Origin of the sequence: Pseudoxanthomonas mexicana, from assembly GCF_001556105.1 — a bacterium.
Classification (GTDB): Bacteria; Pseudomonadota; Gammaproteobacteria; order Xanthomonadales; family Xanthomonadaceae; genus Pseudoxanthomonas_A; species Pseudoxanthomonas_A mexicana_A.
In genome coordinates, this window is the sequence record NZ_LSIF01000092.1 from 100,034 (window position 1) to 117,746 (window position 17,713).

Sequence of the window (17,713 nt, forward strand, 5' to 3'; positions counted from 1 at the left end):
GGAGATCGCGCTCGCTTATTTCTTCATGCCCGCGACGACTTCGCGCACGCTGAGCCCGAGTTCGAGCTGGACGCGCACGTACTCGCGCTCCTTGCGCGACAGGGTGCGACCCACTTCGATACGCACGTCCTCGGCTTCCAGGATGCGCAGGATCCTCGGCATCGCCGAGCCGATGGCATCCGGTCCGTAGCCCGCCTCCCGCAATGCGGCACTCAGAAGGTCTTCAATATCCATCGCGGCGTCCAGATCGGTTCGAGGCGCGCATTGTGCACCAGCGCCATGGCTGGGAGTGGGGCGCGAATCCGCTTATCGGGCCGACGCACACGCCGCGTCATCTCCCACGCTGCCTGGATCATCCACGAGAAAGCACCGGCGCGCTTTTCACTTGCGGGCACGCCGTGCGCGCTTTCCATCGCCGTCTTGCGTCGCCGCGCGGCTCTGCGCGAACTCCGGGAAGGTCTCCGCTATCGAATCCTTGTCCGGCAGGATGTAGAACAGTCCACCCTTCTCGAACGTGGTCCGCATGATCTGCTCGTAGAACTCGGGCGAGACGTTGATGCAGCCATGCGTGATGCGATTGTCATCCGGCGAAGGCGATGCAAGGCGTTCGGTGCGTTTCTCCGCCGGGACACCCGTCGCGGTCGGGTGGATGGAGACCGCGGAATCGTAATCCACCCACAGCACGCGTCCTGCGTCGATCGACGGACCGTAACCGCCCACGAAGCGACCCGCAGGTGTCGTGCGATCCCGGCCGGGAATCTCGCGAAGCGCGAGACCCGCGACGCCGGGGGCCGTGTGATCACCGACTGCCGAACCAAAGAGCCCGGGCGCAGCGCCACGAAGCTTGCCGTCGCCGCCGAACACCAGGATCTGTGCAGCGGCCTTGTCCATGATGGCGAAGGGATAACCCTGGCTGTCCTTGGTCGCCACGATCCAGCCTGCAAGCTCGATGACGGTATCGGCGACGTCCTGGCCCGGCGGAAGCTGATCGACGCTGCCTGCCGCTTGCTTGGCAGCACTCTCGGCATTGGCCGTGCCGGAGCCTGCGAACGCCAGCGCCAACACCAGCGCGCCACACGCGGTCCGGATCGCGGGATGTATGCACGTACGGATGGTCCAGCTCCTCGATTCAAGAAAGGAACCCGGTGGCCAGCACAGGCCACCGGGTTCCGGATTCACGCGGTTCGTCACAGATTCCGCAAGCGCGATCAGCCGCGGGGCACGCGACGCGGCGCCGTCTCGAGCCGCTGCACGCGGCCTTCGATCTGATCCAACCGCTGGTTGGCCTGCTGCGCGGACTGGTTCGCCGACTCGGCACTCTGGGCCGCGCCCTGCACCTTGGTATCGAGTTGATCGAGGCGCGAGTTGATGCCGGCAAACTCGTCGTCATAGGTCGCGCAGGCGCCAAGGCTCAGGGCGACCAGCGCCACGCCGAGCGTACGCGTTACGGTCAGGTGTTGTTTTTTCAGAAACATTTCAATCCTCCTTCGTCTGGGGGACTGGGAATATAGCGGCCTTTTTGCCGGCGCTACGACGCGCCTTAAGCTCACGTTGGAGTACGTAGATGCTGCGTGAAGATGGCGTATCCAATCTCTGCTGGTGGCCAAACTGCGACATGGATCAAACGCCGCAATTTGACTAATGACCAGCAAGTTAAGGCCGAATGAATTGCCGTTCTTGATCCCGCTCCACCTCAGGACTGGCTGGCAAGGCTACCAAGCAAGCGTGCGGCCGAACCCGTCCTTTCACAGGGGTTGCGTGATGTCCACGCGCGATCGAATACCGATACTCAGCGCGTTCCCCTGCATACGGGAAACGTAGAGCATCCCCAGAAGGTATCGGCGGTTCGTCGGTTGCTTCTTCTTACCATCACCGCCTCGCACGTCGGGCAGTTCGGCGCCGCTGGATCATGTGCGATATCTCTGCTTGCTACCGACTCGACGCTCGGCAAACGCGTCAACGCGACGGCTGACTGCGCTTGCACTTCCCGAATCATTCGCAGCAATGCTGCGCCATCGATCAGCTCGATCGGCTTGCCCTCGGCAAACGCCGCCGCATCCGCCGTGAATCCACCGAGTGCCGCGATGTGCGCGGCATCGGCGCGGTGATGGGTCAACAGGCCATACATCTCGCGCACCACGTTGACCGGCACCTTCTCGCGTCGCCACTGCTTGCACTGCACGAGCGTGCGCCTGCCGTCGCGGCGCACGATCAGGTCGACACCACCATCGGCGCCACCCAATCCGGTCTCCTCCACCGTGTAGCCACGACGACGGAACGCCTCGCCGACCAGCCGTTCGAAATCGCGCCAACCGAGCGCCGAGATGCTGTCCAGTCCCGCGCGTGTATCGAGCAGGCGACGCTTGTGCCGCGCGCGGAAGAACGACGCGACCGCCGCCATCACGCACAGACCCAGGAAAACCCATGCCAGCGGCATCAGCGGATGGCTGCCTGCCTTGAATGCCGGCGCGAAGGCGCTGCCTGGCCGTGCGAACACCAGCGGGATGCCGTACGCGATGGCCAGGTAGCCGCACACCCCTAAGGCGAGGCCGAGCGGCCAAGGCAGGGCGGAAAGATCCTTGAAGAAATGCGTCCTTCCACGTCCCATGTGGCGCCCCTCTTGTCCCGAGGCGGACCATAGCGCGAAGGCGGACACAGCGGGAAGGTGGCTTGCCCTACCGCTCGTCAGATGGAAACAACGGCGGCGCCGTCCCGCAGCAGGCGCCACGAAGGCGTTGCGCCGACGGGCCGCGTCGCCCGTCGAGGATCAGGCGTTGGGTGCCTGCTCGGAGACGGCGCGGATCAGCGCGGACTGGCGTTCCAGCATCCAGCGGGTGGCCCACCCTGCGCCGGCATCCAGCGAGCGCACGGCCACCTGGTCCTGACGAACGCCCTTGCCGCTGACGAGGATCTTCGCGATCCATCCCTGCCGTTCCGGACCGATCTGCACGATCGGATGCCCGTGGCAGATCAACGTCCTGTGCCGGTCACCGACGTCCCAGGAGAATCCTTCCGGCAGCGGGGTTGGGGTACGAGTGCTCACGGCATGCTCCTGCTGGGCGGACCGCAGCGTCACACGCATGCTGTGCGTGCCGTGTGACGACTGCGCGACACGCGCGCATTCATCTTCATGCCGATGTTCACGCACATGATCGCCACGCGACGATGGCGCGCACACGTTGCTCACCATGCGAAGCGCACCGTGGTTCCACCTCGGCACGTGGCCGAGCTGGAGAAGTATCGATGGGCAACAATCCCAACCCACAGACCCCGCAGCCGCAGAAGCGCGATCCGCAACAGGATCAACAGGGGCAGAAGACGCAGCAGAACAACCCGAATCAGCAGGATGACCAGGACCATCAGCGCAAGCCGCAGCAGGATCAGCAACGCGGCCAGGATCGGAAGCACTGATGCACGAAAGCGAAGAGCCCCGCGAGGGGCTCTTCCTTTCTACGGCGCGGGAACGATCCGGTGGCGCAACATCAGCGCCAGCTCGCCTTGCGCGACGGCGGTGGTGGCGTAGGCGTGGGATCGATGGTCGGCACCAGCAACGACAGGCGCGTTTTGGCGAAATCGCCGCTACCGTCCACATCCAGCTTGCCCACCGTCGTGGCGGTGATCAGCCCGGTGTCGAGGAACACCTCGCCACCCACCGCCACCGGATGGCGTGGACTGCACACCTTCACGGGCACCTGCAGCACGCTGATGCCATCGCGCTGCCATTTGGTTTCCGGCACCAGTCGCCGGACGATGGAGCCGTCCACCCAGACATCGACCGAATCCGATTGCACCGATCGGCACTTGCCGATCCCGACATCAAAAGCCATGCACCCTCCTACAGGGCGGTATGCGTCAACGTGAAAAGAAAACCGCGCGCCTCCAGCAGCGCACGGATGCGCTGCTCGGCCGGCACGCGATGGAACTGGCGACCGGCCCACAGCCCGAAGCAGGGCCGGCTGGTTTGGTGGCCGTGGCCCAATGGCCGTCGCGACACCGCGACGTCCATGGATTCGCACGCGGTCGCCCACATCACCCGAAGATCATCGGGGCTGATCGATTGCTGCGACCCCAGGTGAAGGATGTAGACCTGGACGTGCTGGTTCGCCACACACCCCTCCTGGGCACGACGGAACGTCGCTTGGGTGAAGCCGAGAGGGAGAGGGTTCGACCGGCGGGGCGGCGACGAGGACTGCCAGTCAGCCGAGACAGGTATACGCCGTTGGGGGGGCGAGGGCAAATACACGGCCCTGCATCACGTTATGCAGGGCATCGCATGACGACAACGCATCACCCGCGCGCGGATGCCGCCGTGCGCAATCGCCAACCCAACCCGGACCAGCGGCTGGCATGTCGCGACAGCGCGTCGCGGATGACGGCATCGCTGCCGGCGACATGCAGTTCGCGCCGCGCACGGGTGATGCCGGTGTAGACCAGTTCGCGCGAGAGCACGCGATTGCCGCGCACGGGCAGCAGGAGCCACACCGTGTCGAACTCCGAGCCCTGCGCCTTGTGCACGGTCATCGCGAAGGCCGACTCATGCGCGGGCAGCGCCGCAGGATGGAAGGCGCGAGGCTGTGTGGGATCCTCGCCGGGGAACCAGGCGACCAGCGCGCCGCGGTCGTCGCGAAGGCAGAGGCCGATGTCGCCGTTGAACAGGCGGTGGCGGTAGCTGTTCTCGGTGACGATGAGCAACTGGCCATGGAAGTGGCCTGGGCCACCACGCGTCATGCCAGTGCCGGCATCCACCAGCAGGCGCTCGATGCGCGCGTTGAGCGTGCGCGCGCCCTGCGGGCCTTCGCGCACGGCGGTGAGCAGGCGCAACCGCGTGGACTGCGCCAGCGCGTCGGCCGGCGTGGCGGCATGCGCGAGCGAGCGCCAGTGCTTGAGTAACGCATCGCGCTGGGCGTCGAGCGGATCGGCGAGGCCTTCGTGGAAGTGCACGTTCGACAGCGCATGGCCGCGCAGCAGATCGAGCGCCGTGTCGGCATCGCCCTCGCGCACGGCGGCGGCGAGCGGAGCGAGCTGCAGCGCCTCGCTCTGGCGCCAGCCGCGTTGCAGGTGCACGCGTGCGCCGGGAAAGGTCCTCGCGTCATCGCGCGCCGGTGACGGCATCGATTCGCCGAGCAGCGGACGCAGTGCGTCCGCATCGTCCTGCACGAGATGATCGCCTTCGCCGGCGGCGGCGAGGATGGCGGCCAGCACGTCGCCGGCTTCCACCGACGGCAGCTGGTCGGGGTCGCCGAGCAGCACCAGGCGCGTGCCATCGGCCACCGCGTCGACCAGCTTGGCCATCAGCGGCAGGTCGATCATCGAGGCTTCGTCCACCACCACCACGTCGAATGGCAGCGGATTGTCGCGGCTGTGGCGGAAACGCGGCGAATCGGGAATCGTGCCGAGCAGTCGGTGCAGCGTGGTGCCGGTGGCAGGCAGCGCCGCGAGCAGCGTGGTGTCGATGCCCGATGGAGCCAAGGCCTGCACGGCATGGCGTACGCTTTCCGCCATGCGTTCGGCGGCACGGCCGGTGGGCGCGGCCAGTGCGATGCGCGGCGGTGCGCGGCCGGCGAGCTGCGCCTGTGCCGCCAGCAGCACCAGCAGGCGCGCGGTGGTGGTGGTCTTGCCGGTACCGGGGCCGCCGGTGACCAGCAGCAGCGCGTGCCGCAACGCCAGCGCGGCGGCGCGTGCCTGGCGGTCGTCGTGCGTGGCCTGCGGGAACAGTGTGGCGAACAACGGTGCGAGCGATGCGAGGTCGTCCGCCGGCAGCGCGCGGCATGCGATGCGATGCAGGCCGAGCGCGAGCGAGCGTTCGTATTCGCGGTAGCGGCGCAGGTAGAGCAGGTCGCCTTCCAGCACCAGCGGCTGGTGCGTGTCGGCCTCGGTAATGGCAGCGCGTGGCGTGGCGACCCAGCGCGAGTTGGCAAGCTGCGCACGCCAGTCATCGTCATCGGGCCATGCGATGTCGGCGTCTGCCTCCAACAACGCTCGCGGCGACGCCAGCGACACGCCGGCATGGCCCTTGGCGACCGCCAGCGAGGCGAGGGCGGCGGCGGCGAGCACGGCATCGGGCGTGTCGCGGTCCAGCCGGCGCAGGCTCTGCGCCAGCGCATGGTCCAGCGTGCGCAGGTGGCCACCGCGATAGAGCGCATCGAGCAGGCTCATGCCGCGGCTCCCTGCGGCGCACCAGCGAACAGCGCATCCAGCGCATGCACCAGGTCCGGCGCGAAGCGTTGCGCATGCACGCCGGGCGACGCCTCGCGCGTAAGGTCCAAGCCACGACAGAACAGGTAACGGATGCCGCCGAAGTCGCGCGCGTAGTCGTAGGCGTCGCCAAGACGGAAGCGCAGCCAGCGGTGCAGCGCCAGCGTGTAGATCAGCGCCTGCAGGTCGTATTCGCTGTGCGCCATCGCCTGCTGCATGGCCACGGCATCGTAGGCGGGCAGCTGGTTGGACTTGTAGTCGAGTACGTACCAGCGGCCGTCATGCAGATAGGTCAAGTCGATCAGGCCGGTCATCAGGCCTTCCAACCGCTGTCGCGCACCGAATCCCGTGCGATGGCGCAGCAGGCCGTGGCGGTGCAGCAGTGCGAGCAGCGCCGGCACGCCGGTGGGCTGCATGGCAAAGTGGAATTCGATTTCTGCGCGGCGCTGGTCCGCCGGCACATCAGCCAAGCGCACGCCTTCGGGCAGGACCGTGCCCAGCGTGTGGCCGACCAGCGGCACCAGCACGTCCAGGCCGTCGACGATCTCGGCGTCGGCATAGCCGCCTTCGCGCAGCGCGTCGGCGATGACGAGGTCCTGCCCTGGAGGCGCCGCGTCGCCCGGCCGCCAGTCGCGCCATGCGGCGAAGTCGGCGTGTTCCAGCGCACCATGCATCACCACGCCGAAGCGGCTGCCGGCGAAGCGCGGATCGACGAGGGCAGGCACGGCAGCATCGTGTGGTGCCTCGTCGATGCCCGACGCCAGGGCTTCGTCTTCGCCGCCTGGATCGGCTTGCGTGGCGGCCGCGAGCGGATCGGCACCGCCGTCGGCATGCGCCAGCTGGGTGAAGCTGTAGACCCACCAGTCCGGTGCGATGCGGCGCGTGGCGACGCGCGCGGGCGCCACGACGGCGTCGCGCTCGGGTGGCAGGCGCGGCGGCGGCGGTTCGGCCGGACCTTCGACGATGCGTACGTCGGCGTGCGCGTCGAGCAGGGCGAGATCGGCGATCAGCGGCGCGAGACGGCTTTTGGCGAGATCGGCGACGTCGCCGGCGGCGATCCACAGCGCATGTTCGGCGCGGGTCAGGCCAACGTAAAGCAGGCGTGCGTCCTCGGCGACCGACTCACGACGCACGGCGTCGCCGGCCACCTTCCAGGCAGGATCGTCCTTCTCCAGCTTCCATTGCAGCACGCGCTGCGTGCCGTCGTGCACCACGCGATGGCGACCGCTATCGGGGCGCGACGTGCCCAAGCCCGCGAACGGCAGATAGACCAGCGGATACTCCAGGCCCTTGCTCTTGTGCAGGGTGACGATCTGCACGCGCAGCGCATCGGACTCCAGCCTCAACAGCTGCGTCTCGTCGTCCGCGTCGGCCTCGGCCACGCGCGCCTGCAGCCAGTCGAGCAGTCCGTGCAGGCCCAGCGTGCGGGCAGCGGCTTCCTGCAGCTGCTCGCCGAGCTGCAGGTAATTGGTCAGGCGGCGCTCGCCATCCAGCAGGCCGAGCAGGCGTTCGGCCTGCGCGGCGCACAGTTCGGACACCAGCGCGAACGGGCCGCCGCGCTGCCAACGGTCGCGCCAGTGCAGCACGCGCGACAGATGCTGGCGTTGCGCCTCACCGTTTTCGTCCAGTGCGGCAAGCGCGGCCGCCCCTTCGCCCAACAGCACCGTGGCAAGCGCGGCGCGCAGGCGGCCGTTGTCGGCGGGATGCAGCAGCGCCAGCAGCAGCGTGCGCAACTCCGCTGCCTCGGTGCTGGCGAACAGGCTCTGCTTGCCGGCCGCGACCGCAGGCACGCCGGCGCGGGCGAGCGCCTGCTGCACGCGCGTGGCCTCCTTGTGGTTGCGCACCAGCACCGCGATGTCGCCGGGCCGCACGGCATGACCATCGATGTACGCACGGCCGGCGCGCGCGTCGGCGAGTACGCGGTGGATGTCGGCCACGCACGCCGCGGTGGCGGCCTCGCGGGAACCGTCGGCATCGAGCGGGCCGCCGGCGTCGTTGCGCAGCAGGCGCAGGGTCAGCGCTGGCGCAGCGGCACCGTCGTGGCGATAGTCGTCATCGCCGCGCTTGCCGCCAGGTTCGACCGGTTCAAAGCGGATGTCGGGGTGCGCGAAAGCGTCGTGTCCCGCGCTGTCGTACAGCGCACGCACCGCGCGCAGCACCGACGGACGCGAACGGAAGTTGTGCGCCAGCCGCGGCGCTTCGTCCGCTACGCCACGGGCGAGCAGATAGGTCGCGACGTCGCCACCGCGGAAGCCGTAGATGGCCTGCTTGGGATCGCCGATCAGGAACAGCGCGGGCGTATCGCCCAGCGCGCGTACCTCATCGGAATCGCCGAACACCCGCGCAAAGATCCGCCACTGGCGTTCGTCGGTGTCCTGGAATTCATCCACCAGCGCGACGCGGTACTGCGCACGCAGGGCGGCGACCAGTGCCTGCCGGCGCGGGCCATCGAGCGCGATGGCGACGCGTTCGATCAGGTCGTCGTAGGTCTGCACGCGACGCGTGCGCTTGAGATCGTCCAGCCGGCGGCGGGCGTCGTCGCGGAGATGGTGAAGCAGGCCGGCACGCAGGCGCAGCTGCAGCTGCCGCCAGGCATCGTCAGCTTCGCACCAGTCGCGCCACGCGTCGAACAGCGGCGAGGTCGGCACGCGCGAGTCGTCCACGTCCTTGCAGAAGCCGCGCAGCGCCTCCGGCAGCAACTTCTGCACATGCGTCTTGTCGGTGCGCGGCCAGTCGGCGAGCGCCGCACCGGCCTGCAGTTCCTCGAAGGCCTTGTCGAAGCTGGGACGGCGTGCGCGACGGCCATCGAAGACTTTCTGGTCGAACGCGGTGGCGATGGCGGTCTGCGCATCGGCCAGATGCAGGCCGAGGGCATCGATCAGATGCGCGGCGCGGCCGGCGCGCGTGGCCTGCACGGCGATCTGGCGTTCGCCGTCATCGTCGGCTGGTGCGGGTGGCAACAGCGGCAGCGGTCCGCACAACGCCGGCAGATCGTCGGCCAGCGCGTCGGGTCCGTTCCATAGTCCGGCCAGTGCGTCGACCGTGGCCGGATCGGCGGCGTAGGTGCGCCACAGGTCGGCGGCGAGATCCGCATGCAGTGCGCGCGTATTGCCGAGCAGGTCGGTGGCTTCGAAACCCTGCCCGGCATCGAGCGCGTGTTCGCGCAGCACGCGTGCACAGAAGCCGTGGATGGTGAAGATGGCGGCGAGATCGGTTTCCTCGGCGGCCGTGCCCAGGCGGTGCGCGAGCTGTGCGGGTGTCTCCTCGCCCTGGGCCAGATGGCGCTCGAGGATGAATCGCGTCAGCGCGACCTCGTGCTTCTCGTCATCTTCCGGCGACGTGCCGACCAGCTCGGCGGCGAGCGCGAGACGTTCGCGGATGCGCTTGCGCAATTCCTGCGTGGCGGCCTCGGTGTACGTCACCGCCAGCACCTCGCCCATGCGGCGTCGCTGCTCGACGATCAAACGCGTGAACAGCGTGGCCAGCGTGTAGGTCTTGCCGGTGCCGGCACTGGCCTCGATCAGCTGCACGCCGTCGAGCGCACGCGTCAGGTAGGGCTCGCGGGCGGCATCGAACGCGCTCATGCGGCGTCCTCCCCGCGTCGTCCGCGCAGGGCGTCGTAGACCCGCAGGCTGGTCTCGATGAAGGCGGCTTCGCCATCGCGGTCGGCCAGCGGATCGCGACCACGGAACGCGAGCTGGATGGCCTCACCCGTGCTTTCGCCCCAGCGGTAGTCGCCGGGATACCAGGCCTCGTGGGCAGTTTGCTCACGCAGCGCGGGCTCGGCGGTGTGGATGGCCCAGCCGGTGGCCGGTGCGAACGGCAGCGGCGCGCGCAAGCCGTCGCGACGTAGCGACAGCAGCGTGCGCAGGGCCTCGTTTGCCTCGTCGGCCGATCGTGCCGGCGTGACGTAGGCGCGGATACCGTCGTCGCCGTCATGGATCTGCACGAGCGGGACGGCGACGCCGCTGGCGTTGAGCAGCAGCACGTCCAGCCCATGGCGGATGACTGCCGCGCCATTGAGCGCGCCGATCTGCACGCGCGCCAAGCCATGCGGATAGACATCGGCGATGCGGCCATGCACACGCACCCCGTCGATCACCATCTCGACGCGTGGCGCACCGAAGTCGTCGGCCGCGACCAGGCCGCGCCATTCGACATGCTCGCGCCACTGCGACTGCAGCCGTGCGTACTGTTCGGCTTCGTGCACCAGCAGCATCAGGCGACGCAGCTCCGCGTCCGATCCTGGTGCGCGCCCATGGCCGCGTTGCCACGGAAACAGTTGTCGTTCCGCCAGCCGCGCACGCAGTGCGTCAGCGTCGATCGCCTCGCCCGCCAATACCGCAGCGAGCACTGCTTGGCCATCCGGCTCGGTCAGTGCGTCATGCAGCCGATGGCGCCGGTCGTGGCTGACCCAGTCGGCGAAGGCCCGCGCATACGGTTCCACCTCGGCGAAGACCTGCTCCGCCGCATGCTCACCCAACGGACCACTCGGCACCTGCCCGCGCGCGCGTAGCCGGGTATAGAGCGCGGACGGCGTGCGGGCGTGCTGGGGATGTGCGAGGTCGAGCAGCCAGTCGAACACCTCGCGCCGCAGATGGGCGCGTTCGCGGCCGCGCACCGGCGCGACCAGCGGCTCGGTGTCCTCGGCGATGTCGATCGGGTCGGGCAGGCGCAGGCCGAGGCGGTGCGCCAGGAAGGCGCCGGCCGGATCGAGCAGGAAACGCCGCAGCGTCTCAAGCGGCAGGTCGTGTTCGTCTTCAGGCGCAGGCAATGGCCTGTCGACCCATGGCGTCAGCACGCCGCGCGCGGCATCGACGCGATCGGCGGCCGGGCGCCAGGCGGCGCGGTAGCTGAAACGGCGCGGCTCGTCTGCGCTGCCGAACGCGGCGGGCGCGAACGGTTGCAAGGTATGCCGGACGACGAGCGCGGCCTTCGCTTCCGGATCGGCGTGGTAGCGCGCAGCGACGTCGAGGAGCTCGCTGACCAGCACCGAGGGTTCGCGCACGCTGCCGTCGCGCGGATCCGCGCCCAGGTAGCTGACGTAGAAGACGTCCTGCGCGGCGGCGAACAGCTGCAGGAACAGGAAGCGGTCGTCCTCGCGCGTGGAGCGGTCGCCGGCCATGCGCTTGCCGGCGTGCAGCTCCGCGGTGAGCTTGTTGAGGCCGGCCGCGGGATCGCGGCGCGGGAAGTCGCCGTCGTTCATGCCGAGCAGGCAGAGGGCGCGGAACGGCAGCAGGCGCATCGGCACCATGCGGCCCACGCTGACGCCGCCGGTCAGCAGCGGTGCGCGCGTGTCGGCCTGCGAGAGCTGGTCGTTGAAATGCGCACGCATGACCTCGGGCGGCACCAAGCCGTCGTAACCCGCGTCGCCCGCGTCACGCGCGAAGCGATCGATCAACGTGCGCAGGCGGTCCAGCGTGCGTTGCGCACGCGGCGCGCTGGGCTGTTCCGGCAACAGCACCGCGATCAGGTACAGCAGGCGCTCGCGCCACTGCGACGGCGTCGCCGCTTCACCGAGGACACGGCGCTGCCGCGCGAGCTCACGCAACAGCCGCACCAGCGTATCGAGCGCATCGAGCGCGCCGCCTTCCAGTTCCGGCCAGGGCGCCACGCCGGCGATCGTGTCGTCGGCGCCGCTGGCGTGGCCCAGCAGCAGGCGGTCGAGTGCGAATTGCCAGGTGTAGGCGTCGTCGGCCGGCGCGTCGGACGCGGCGCGATGGCCGGCATCCAGGCCCCAGCGCGCGCCGGCCTCGCGCAGCCAGCCGTGCAGGCGGTCAATGGCATCGGTGTCGAGGCCTTCGACTTCGGCAACGGGCGCGCTGGCAATCAGGTCGAGCACCTCGTCCAGGCCGAAGCGCGACAGCGGCAGGTCGAGCAGGCGCAGGAACACCTCGGCCAGCGGCTCGCTCGCCAGCGGACTGGTGTCGGCCAGCGCCCACGGCAGCGCGTCGTCGTGGCCGCTGCCGCCGAACACCGCATCGAGGTACGGCACGTAGGGATCGATGTCGGGCGCGAGCACGGCAATGTCGCGCGGCTGCAGCGGTGGATCGAAGCGCGGGTCTTCCAGCAGCGCGCGCAGCTGGTCGTGCAGTACCTGCAGTTCGCGCAGGCGCGTGTGGCAGGCGTGCACCTGCAGGCTGGGATCGGCGAGGTCGAGCGCGGCGCGCGGTGACGGCGATGCCGGCGCACGGCGATGGAACAGATCCGACTGCAACCGGTGCAGCAGCCTGTCGGGGCCATCGTCGGTCAGCGGATCGGCGTAGACGTCGATCTCGGCGCGCGGATGCACCACTTCGTAATCGCCGAGCAGCGCCATGAAGTCGCGGCCAGCGGCGCCCCAGGCCTGCAGCAGCGGGTTTTCCTGCACGTCGTCGGCGAACAGCTCGGCCTCGCCTTCGCGACGGCGCTCGCGCAGCGTCTGCAGGTCGCCCCAGTAACCGCGTGCCGGCGTGGGCAGGTAGAAGTGCAGCGTGCCGACGCGTGCCTGCGTGGCCAGCACGCGCAGCACGTCGGGCGAGATGTTGAGCGTGGCGAACACCAACAGCCGTTTCGGCAGGCCCTGCGGCAGCGGGCCGTCATCGCGGCCGAAGCGCGCGAGATAGGCATCGATGCGCCGTGCGCGGTAGTCGCGGCCGGCGGCGACGGCGCGCCACAACCGCGCCTGCGGGTCGTCGCGGTCGGCGCCCGCTTCCCAGCGCAGCAGCCAGTCGCGCCGCCACGCCTGGTACTTCTCGTACACGCCGGCCAGCTCGCCGGCCAGCTGCCAGGGCTTCAGCGGATCGCCATCGGCCAGCCAGCCGTCGAGCGCGGCCAGCGCGGGATCACGGCGCACGGCGGGTTCGTCGAGCGCGGCATACAGGCGCCACTGCAGCGAGGCGGCATCGAGATCGTCGCCGCCGGCCGGCCCGAGGTTGGCAGCCAGCGCGCGGGCGACGAATTCGCCGGGGGTGAGGAATTCCAGGTTCGCGGCGATGCCGTATTCGGCCGCCAGCGTGGCCTGCAACCAGCGGCGCATGGCGACCTGCGGGATCAGCACTACATCGGGCGCCAGCGGCGATTGTCCCGGCACGGGCCGCTTCAACTCGTCGGCCAGCAAGGCCGCCAACAGCCCCAGCGCGTTGGACGGATAGAGGCGGAAGTCGGGCGTGGCGGGCTTCGTCATTGTCCAGGGCATTGTGCCGGATGACGGTCGCAGCATCGGAGACGGCGCCGTTTGGGCCACAGCATCCCACACGAATCCAGCACGCGAATCCGACATAGGCGCGACATGGGTGCCACAATAATCAAACTGCGCGGTACGGTTTATGTTCAGCCGCTGGCCGCGAAGCTACGCCGTTGTTTTTGTGTTAACCCGCCGTTCCCCGTTCCGCAGACCGTTCGCCGACGACGCCCATGACGCTTGCCGACGCTCCCGCCGTGCACCTGTCCGGTCTCCGCCTTGATCGCGGCGGCCGAACGATCCTGCGCGGCATCGACCTGACCGTGCCGCGCGGCAGCATCGCCGCGGTGCTCGGTCCGTCCGGTAGCGGCAAGTCGACGATGCTGGCCGCGCTGACCGGCGAACTGCCGCCCGCTGCGGGCACGGTCGAGGTGTTCGGCCAGCCCGTGCCGCACCGCAGCCGCGCGCTGCTGGAGATGCGCAAGGGCGTGGGCGTGCTGCTGCAGGGCAACGGCCTGCTGACCGACCTGACGGTGGCGGAAAACGTGGCGCTGCCGCTGCGCACGCACACGACGCTGGCGGATGCGCTGATCCGCCGGCTGGTCGAATTCAAGTTGAACGCGGTCGGCCTGCGCGCCGCCGCCGATGCGTATCCGCGCGAACTGTCCGGCGGCATGGCGCGCCGCGTGGCCCTGGCCCGCGCGCTGGCGCTGGATCCGCCGCTGATGATCTACGACGAGCCGCTGACCGGGCTGGACCCGATCGCCTCGGGCGTGATCATGAGCCTGATCCAGCGCCTCAATGACACGCTGGGGCTGACCAGCATCATCGTCACCCACCACGTGCACGAGACGCTCCCGATCGCCGACCAGGCGGTCGTGATCGCCAACGGCGGACTGGTGTTCTCCGGTACGCCGACGGAACTGGAAGCCTCCTCGGATCCGCTGGTGCAGCAGTTCCTGCGCGGCGAGCCGGACGGCCCGATCGCGTTCGACACGGTCAAGCGCGGGGAGGCGGCCTGATGCCCTTCGTCGCCGCCACCCGTTCGCTGGGCCGTGCCGGCCTGTTTTCGCTGTCGGTACTGCGCGCCTCGGCGCCGACCCGCGACTTCTTCGCCGAACTGACCCGCGAGATCTACAAGATCGGTGGGCGCTCGCTGCCGATCATCGCCGTGGGCGGCGCGTTCGTGGGCCTGGTGCTGACGCTGCAGGGCTACCGCACGCTGACCACGTTCGGCGCGGCGGACGCGCTGTCGACGCTGCTGGGCCTGTCGCTGTACCGCGAACTCGGCCCGGTGCTGACCGCACTGCTGTTCATCGGCCGCGCCGGCAGCTCGATCGCCGCCGAGCTGGGCCTGATGCGCGCCACCGACCAGATCAAGGCGCTCGAGCTGATGGCCATCGATCCGGTCGCGAAGGCCGTGGCGCCGCGCTTCTGGGCGGCGGTGCTGACGGTGCCGCTGCTGACCGGCTTCTTCTGCTCGCTGGCGATCAGCGCCAGCTACTTCGAAGCCGTGCACGTGCTCGGCCTCGACAACGGCACGTTCTGGTCGGCGCTGCAAAACAGCGTCGACTTCTGGGACGACTTCGGCGTGGCATTGCTGAAGTCGGCCGTCTTCGGCGGCACCAGCGCACTGGTCGCGGCCTACGTGGGCTTCCACGCCGAGCCGACCATCGAAGGCACGTCGGTGGCCACCACCCGCGCGGTGGTGAACGCCTCGCTGCTGGTGCTGATGTTCAATTTCGTCATGTCTGCATTGCTGTTCAGGAGCTGACCCATGTCCGTCCGTGGACCCCGTCTCGAATTCGCCGTCGGCGCCTTCCTGCTGCTGGCCCTGGCCTCGCTGCTGGTGCTCGCGCTGGCGTCCACCAACAAGCGTTTCGGCGTGGGCGGCGGCAGCTACGAGCTGACCGCGCGCTTCTCCAACCTCGGCCAGCTGCGCAAGCAGGCGCCGGTGAAGATCGGCGGCGTGGTGATCGGTCAGGTGTCCGACATCCGGCTGGACCCGGTGAAGTTCGACTCGCTGGTCACGCTGTCCATCGACAGCCAGTACAAGGACCTGCCGGCCGACACCGCGGCCGGCATCTTCACCAGCGGCCTGCTGGGCGAGAACTACATCGGGCTGTCGCCGGGCGGCGATCCCGAGGTGCTGAAGCCGGGCGAGGAGATCGCCTTCACCCAGCCGGCGGTGGACCTGCTGCAGCTGGCCGGCAAGTACATGTTCAGCGGCGGCGCCAACAATGCCGACGCAGGCTCCGGGGAGACCCCGGCCAGCGGCGAGACCGCCGCTCCCCCCGTTAAGGAAGAACCGACGCCGTGAAGACCCTCATCAAGCCCTCCCTGCTCTCCGTCGTGCTGTCGGCCGCGCTGCTGGCGTCCGCGCCGGTCGCCGTGTTCGCCCAGGCCGCGGCACCGGCTGCCGCCGCCAAGCAGAACAGCGCCAGCCAGGTCGTGCTGGCCAGCAGCACGCGCATCCTGACCACGCTCGACCAGCGCCGCGCCGAGTTCAAGTCGAACCCCGCCGCACTGCGCCAGTTCGTCACCGGCGAGTTCAACACGTTGTTCGACGGGGACTACGCCGCCCGCCTGGTGCTGGGCGTGCACGGCCGCGGCGCCGCCGATGCCGACGTGAAGCTGTTCGGCCAGGCGCTGACCGAACGGCTGCTGTCGGCCTACGGCGCGCGCCTGGCGGACTTCAACGCGCGCCTGAAGGTGCGGGTGAAGTCCGAAACCCCGCTGCCCGGCGGCCGTGGCGTGAAGGTCGATACCGAGTTCGTGCAGGCCGACCAGACCGTCACCCCGATCACCTTCTACGCGCGCAACGTGGGCGGTCAGTGGAAGGTGTTCGACGTGCTGCCGGAAGGCGTGTCGTTCGTGCAGACGTTCAAGACCCAGTTCGACACGCCGTTGCGGCAGAAGTCCATCGCCCAGGTGGCGGCGGACCTGAAGTCCGGCAAGCTGCAGGTCAACGGCAGTGGCAGCGGCAACTGACGCCGGCCTTCGCCGCGACGGCGACGCGCTCGTGTTCACGGGCGCGCTGGACCGTGCGGCCGCCGCAGCGTTGTGGCCGCCGGCGTCGGCGCAACTGGCCGGCGCGCAACGCATCGTGCTGACCAACGTCACTACCGTCGACAGTGCCGGGCTGGCACTGTTGGCCGAGCTGGCTGCGCGCCTGCGCGCCGGCGGTACCGCGCCCCGCTTCGAAGGACAGCCCGCGGGTCTCGCCGACCTGCAGGCCGCCTACCGTCTGACACCGGAACTGGATTTCCCGGCGTAACCCCCATCCCCCGCAGTAGTCCCCAGGAATCAGGATGAATCTGTTCCGTTTCAGCACCGTGGTCCTGCTGGCCGCCCTGGCGAGCGCATGCGCATCGGCACCCACGCCGTCGGCGACTGCGCCGGCCGACGCGGTGGTGGTCGACAGCACCGCCGCCACGCTACCGCCCGAACCCCCGATCGATCCCGCCACCATCGACGCCCCGTCGCCTGCCGACGCTGGCACGGTGTCGGCCGCGGAGGACGACTTCGCCGAGATCTACGGCAGTGGCGCCTACGACCCGGTCGCCGACCCGACCCTGCCAGCACCCGCGCAGGCGCCGGCGTCCTACGACCCGTGGGAGAAGTTCAACCGCAAGGTGCACACCTTCAACAACGCCGTGGACCGTGCCGTCGCGCGCCCGCTGGCGCGTGTCTACGTCGCGGCGATACCGCGGCCCGTGCGATTGGGCGTCGGCAACTTCTTCGACAACCTGCGCCAGCCGCTGACGATGGTGAACCAGCTGCTGCAGGGGCGTCCGCGCGATGCCACGCAGACGTTCGGCCGCTTCGTGCTGAATTCCACGGTGGGCATCGGCGGCATCTTCGATCCCGCCAGCGACCTGAAGATGAAGCGTCGCAGCGAGGATTTCGGACAGACGCTGGGCACGTGGGGCTGGAAGCGCTCGCGTTATGTCGAGTTGCCGTTCTTCGGCCCGCGCACGGTGCGTGACGTACTTGGCTTGGCAGGTGACATGCCACTGAGCCCGGTGCGGCAGATCGAGGACGACAAGCTGCGCATCTTCCTGCAGGGCCTGAACCTGGTGGACACGCGTGCCCAACTGCTGTCGCTGGACAGCCTGCGTGAGGGCGCGGTGGACGACTACGCGCTGGTCCGCGATTCGTGGCTGCAGCGCCGCAACTACCAGATCGAAAGCCACCGCACCCAGAAGCAGACCGAAGAGGAACTGCCGGAGTACCTGCAGGACGAGAACACGCCGACCGTGCCGGCCGATGCCATGCCGATGCCGGAGATCAGCGGCGGCGGTTGAGCCTGCACCGAGTTCGACAAGAAGAAACGGCGCCGCGAGGCGCCGTTTC

The 17,713-nt window shown here is 69.2% G+C and carries 16 protein-coding genes and 1 pseudogene; 7 read left to right on the forward strand and 10 right to left on the reverse strand.

The genetic code is table 11. From position 1 onward, the window contains the following. Positions 1-15 precede the first annotated feature (15 nt). The 5 genes from AX730_RS16165 to AX730_RS16185 form a co-directional block, all read right to left on the reverse strand. The gene (locus tag AX730_RS16165; RefSeq protein ID WP_062358230.1) at positions 16-234 is read right to left on the reverse strand and encodes a hypothetical protein; all 219 of its coding nucleotides are present in this window, start codon (positions 232-234) and stop codon (positions 16-18) included. Between the two features lie 147 nt (positions 235-381). After that, the gene (locus tag AX730_RS16170; RefSeq protein WP_062358291.1) at positions 382-1,062 is read right to left on the reverse strand and encodes a L,D-transpeptidase; all 681 of its coding nucleotides are present in this window, start codon (positions 1,060-1,062) and stop codon (positions 382-384) included. A gap of 146 nt (positions 1,063-1,208) precedes the next feature. Then, positions 1,209-1,475 carry a hypothetical protein gene (locus tag AX730_RS16175; protein WP_062358231.1) on the reverse strand — a complete coding sequence of 89 codons (267 nt, stop codon included), beginning with the start codon at positions 1,473-1,475 and terminating at the stop codon, positions 1,209-1,211. Between the two features lie 314 nt (positions 1,476-1,789). Next, entirely contained in the window at positions 1,790-2,608 is an 819-nt protein-coding gene (locus AX730_RS16180) for a restriction endonuclease (protein WP_062358232.1), read from the reverse strand. 159 nt (positions 2,609-2,767) lie between these two features. Continuing rightward, entirely contained in the window at positions 2,768-3,043 is a 276-nt protein-coding gene (locus AX730_RS16185) for a hypothetical protein (protein WP_157074307.1), read from the reverse strand. A gap of 200 nt (positions 3,044-3,243) precedes the next feature. Between AX730_RS16185 and AX730_RS18995 the strand changes: the two genes are divergently transcribed. After that, the gene (locus AX730_RS18995; RefSeq protein WP_157074308.1) at positions 3,244-3,411 is read left to right on the forward strand and encodes a hypothetical protein; all 168 of its coding nucleotides are present in this window, start codon (positions 3,244-3,246) and stop codon (positions 3,409-3,411) included. 71 nt (positions 3,412-3,482) lie between these two features. On the opposite strand, the gene AX730_RS16190 is transcribed toward AX730_RS18995, so the two are convergent. The 5 genes and pseudogenes from AX730_RS16190 to recC all read right to left on the reverse strand — a co-directional run. Next, positions 3,483-3,827 carry a hypothetical protein gene (locus AX730_RS16190; RefSeq protein ID WP_062358234.1) on the reverse strand — a complete coding sequence of 115 codons (345 nt, stop codon included), beginning with the start codon at positions 3,825-3,827 and terminating at the stop codon, positions 3,483-3,485. Positions 3,828-3,835: 8 nt separating this feature from the next. Beyond that, a complete protein-coding gene (locus AX730_RS16195; RefSeq protein WP_062358235.1) occupies positions 3,836-4,108 on the reverse strand; it encodes a hypothetical protein in 273 nt (90 codons plus the stop codon). 179 nt (positions 4,109-4,287) lie between these two features. Beyond that, positions 4,288-6,156, reverse strand: coding sequence for an exodeoxyribonuclease V subunit alpha (gene recD, locus AX730_RS16200; RefSeq protein WP_062358236.1), 1,869 nt, complete (start codon positions 6,154-6,156; stop codon positions 4,288-4,290). Beyond that, positions 6,153-9,779: a UvrD-helicase domain-containing protein gene (locus AX730_RS16205; protein WP_062358237.1), complete on the reverse strand. Its 3,627-nt coding sequence runs from the start codon at positions 9,777-9,779 to the stop codon at positions 6,153-6,155. Before AX730_RS16205 ends, recD begins: the two co-directional genes overlap by 4 nt. A 212-nt stretch (positions 9,780-9,991) precedes the next feature. Next, positions 9,992-13,360: pseudogene (recC, locus tag AX730_RS16210) on the reverse strand (exodeoxyribonuclease V subunit gamma); the annotation flags it as partial. Between the two features lie 230 nt (positions 13,361-13,590). On the opposite strand from recC, the gene AX730_RS16215 reads away from it, so the two are divergent. Genes AX730_RS16215 through AX730_RS16240 form a run of 6 tightly spaced genes read left to right on the forward strand, consistent with a single transcriptional unit; the run spans position 13,591 to position 17,664 of the window. Then, positions 13,591-14,379: an ABC transporter ATP-binding protein gene (locus AX730_RS16215; RefSeq protein ID WP_062358238.1), complete on the forward strand. Its 789-nt coding sequence runs from the start codon at positions 13,591-13,593 to the stop codon at positions 14,377-14,379. Further along, positions 14,379-15,131: an MlaE family lipid ABC transporter permease subunit gene (locus AX730_RS16220; protein WP_062358239.1), complete on the forward strand. Its 753-nt coding sequence runs from the start codon at positions 14,379-14,381 to the stop codon at positions 15,129-15,131. The genes AX730_RS16215 and AX730_RS16220 overlap by 1 nt, the downstream gene beginning before the upstream one ends. A gap of 3 nt (positions 15,132-15,134) precedes the next feature. Then, positions 15,135-15,677 carry an outer membrane lipid asymmetry maintenance protein MlaD gene (mlaD, locus tag AX730_RS16225; protein ID WP_062358240.1) on the forward strand — a complete coding sequence of 181 codons (543 nt, stop codon included), beginning with the start codon at positions 15,135-15,137 and terminating at the stop codon, positions 15,675-15,677. A gap of 8 nt (positions 15,678-15,685) precedes the next feature. Beyond that, complete coding sequence (locus AX730_RS16230) at positions 15,686-16,348, forward strand: MlaC/ttg2D family ABC transporter substrate-binding protein (protein WP_062358292.1); 663 nt, start codon at positions 15,686-15,688, stop codon at positions 16,346-16,348. Beyond that, a complete protein-coding gene (locus AX730_RS16235; RefSeq protein ID WP_062358241.1) occupies positions 16,332-16,634 on the forward strand; it encodes an STAS domain-containing protein in 303 nt (100 codons plus the stop codon). Before AX730_RS16230 ends, AX730_RS16235 begins: the two co-directional genes overlap by 17 nt. 34 nt (positions 16,635-16,668) lie before the next feature. Then, positions 16,669-17,664 carry an MlaA family lipoprotein gene (locus AX730_RS16240; protein WP_062358242.1) on the forward strand — a complete coding sequence of 332 codons (996 nt, stop codon included), beginning with the start codon at positions 16,669-16,671 and terminating at the stop codon, positions 17,662-17,664. The last annotated feature ends 49 nt before the right edge of the window (positions 17,665-17,713 follow it).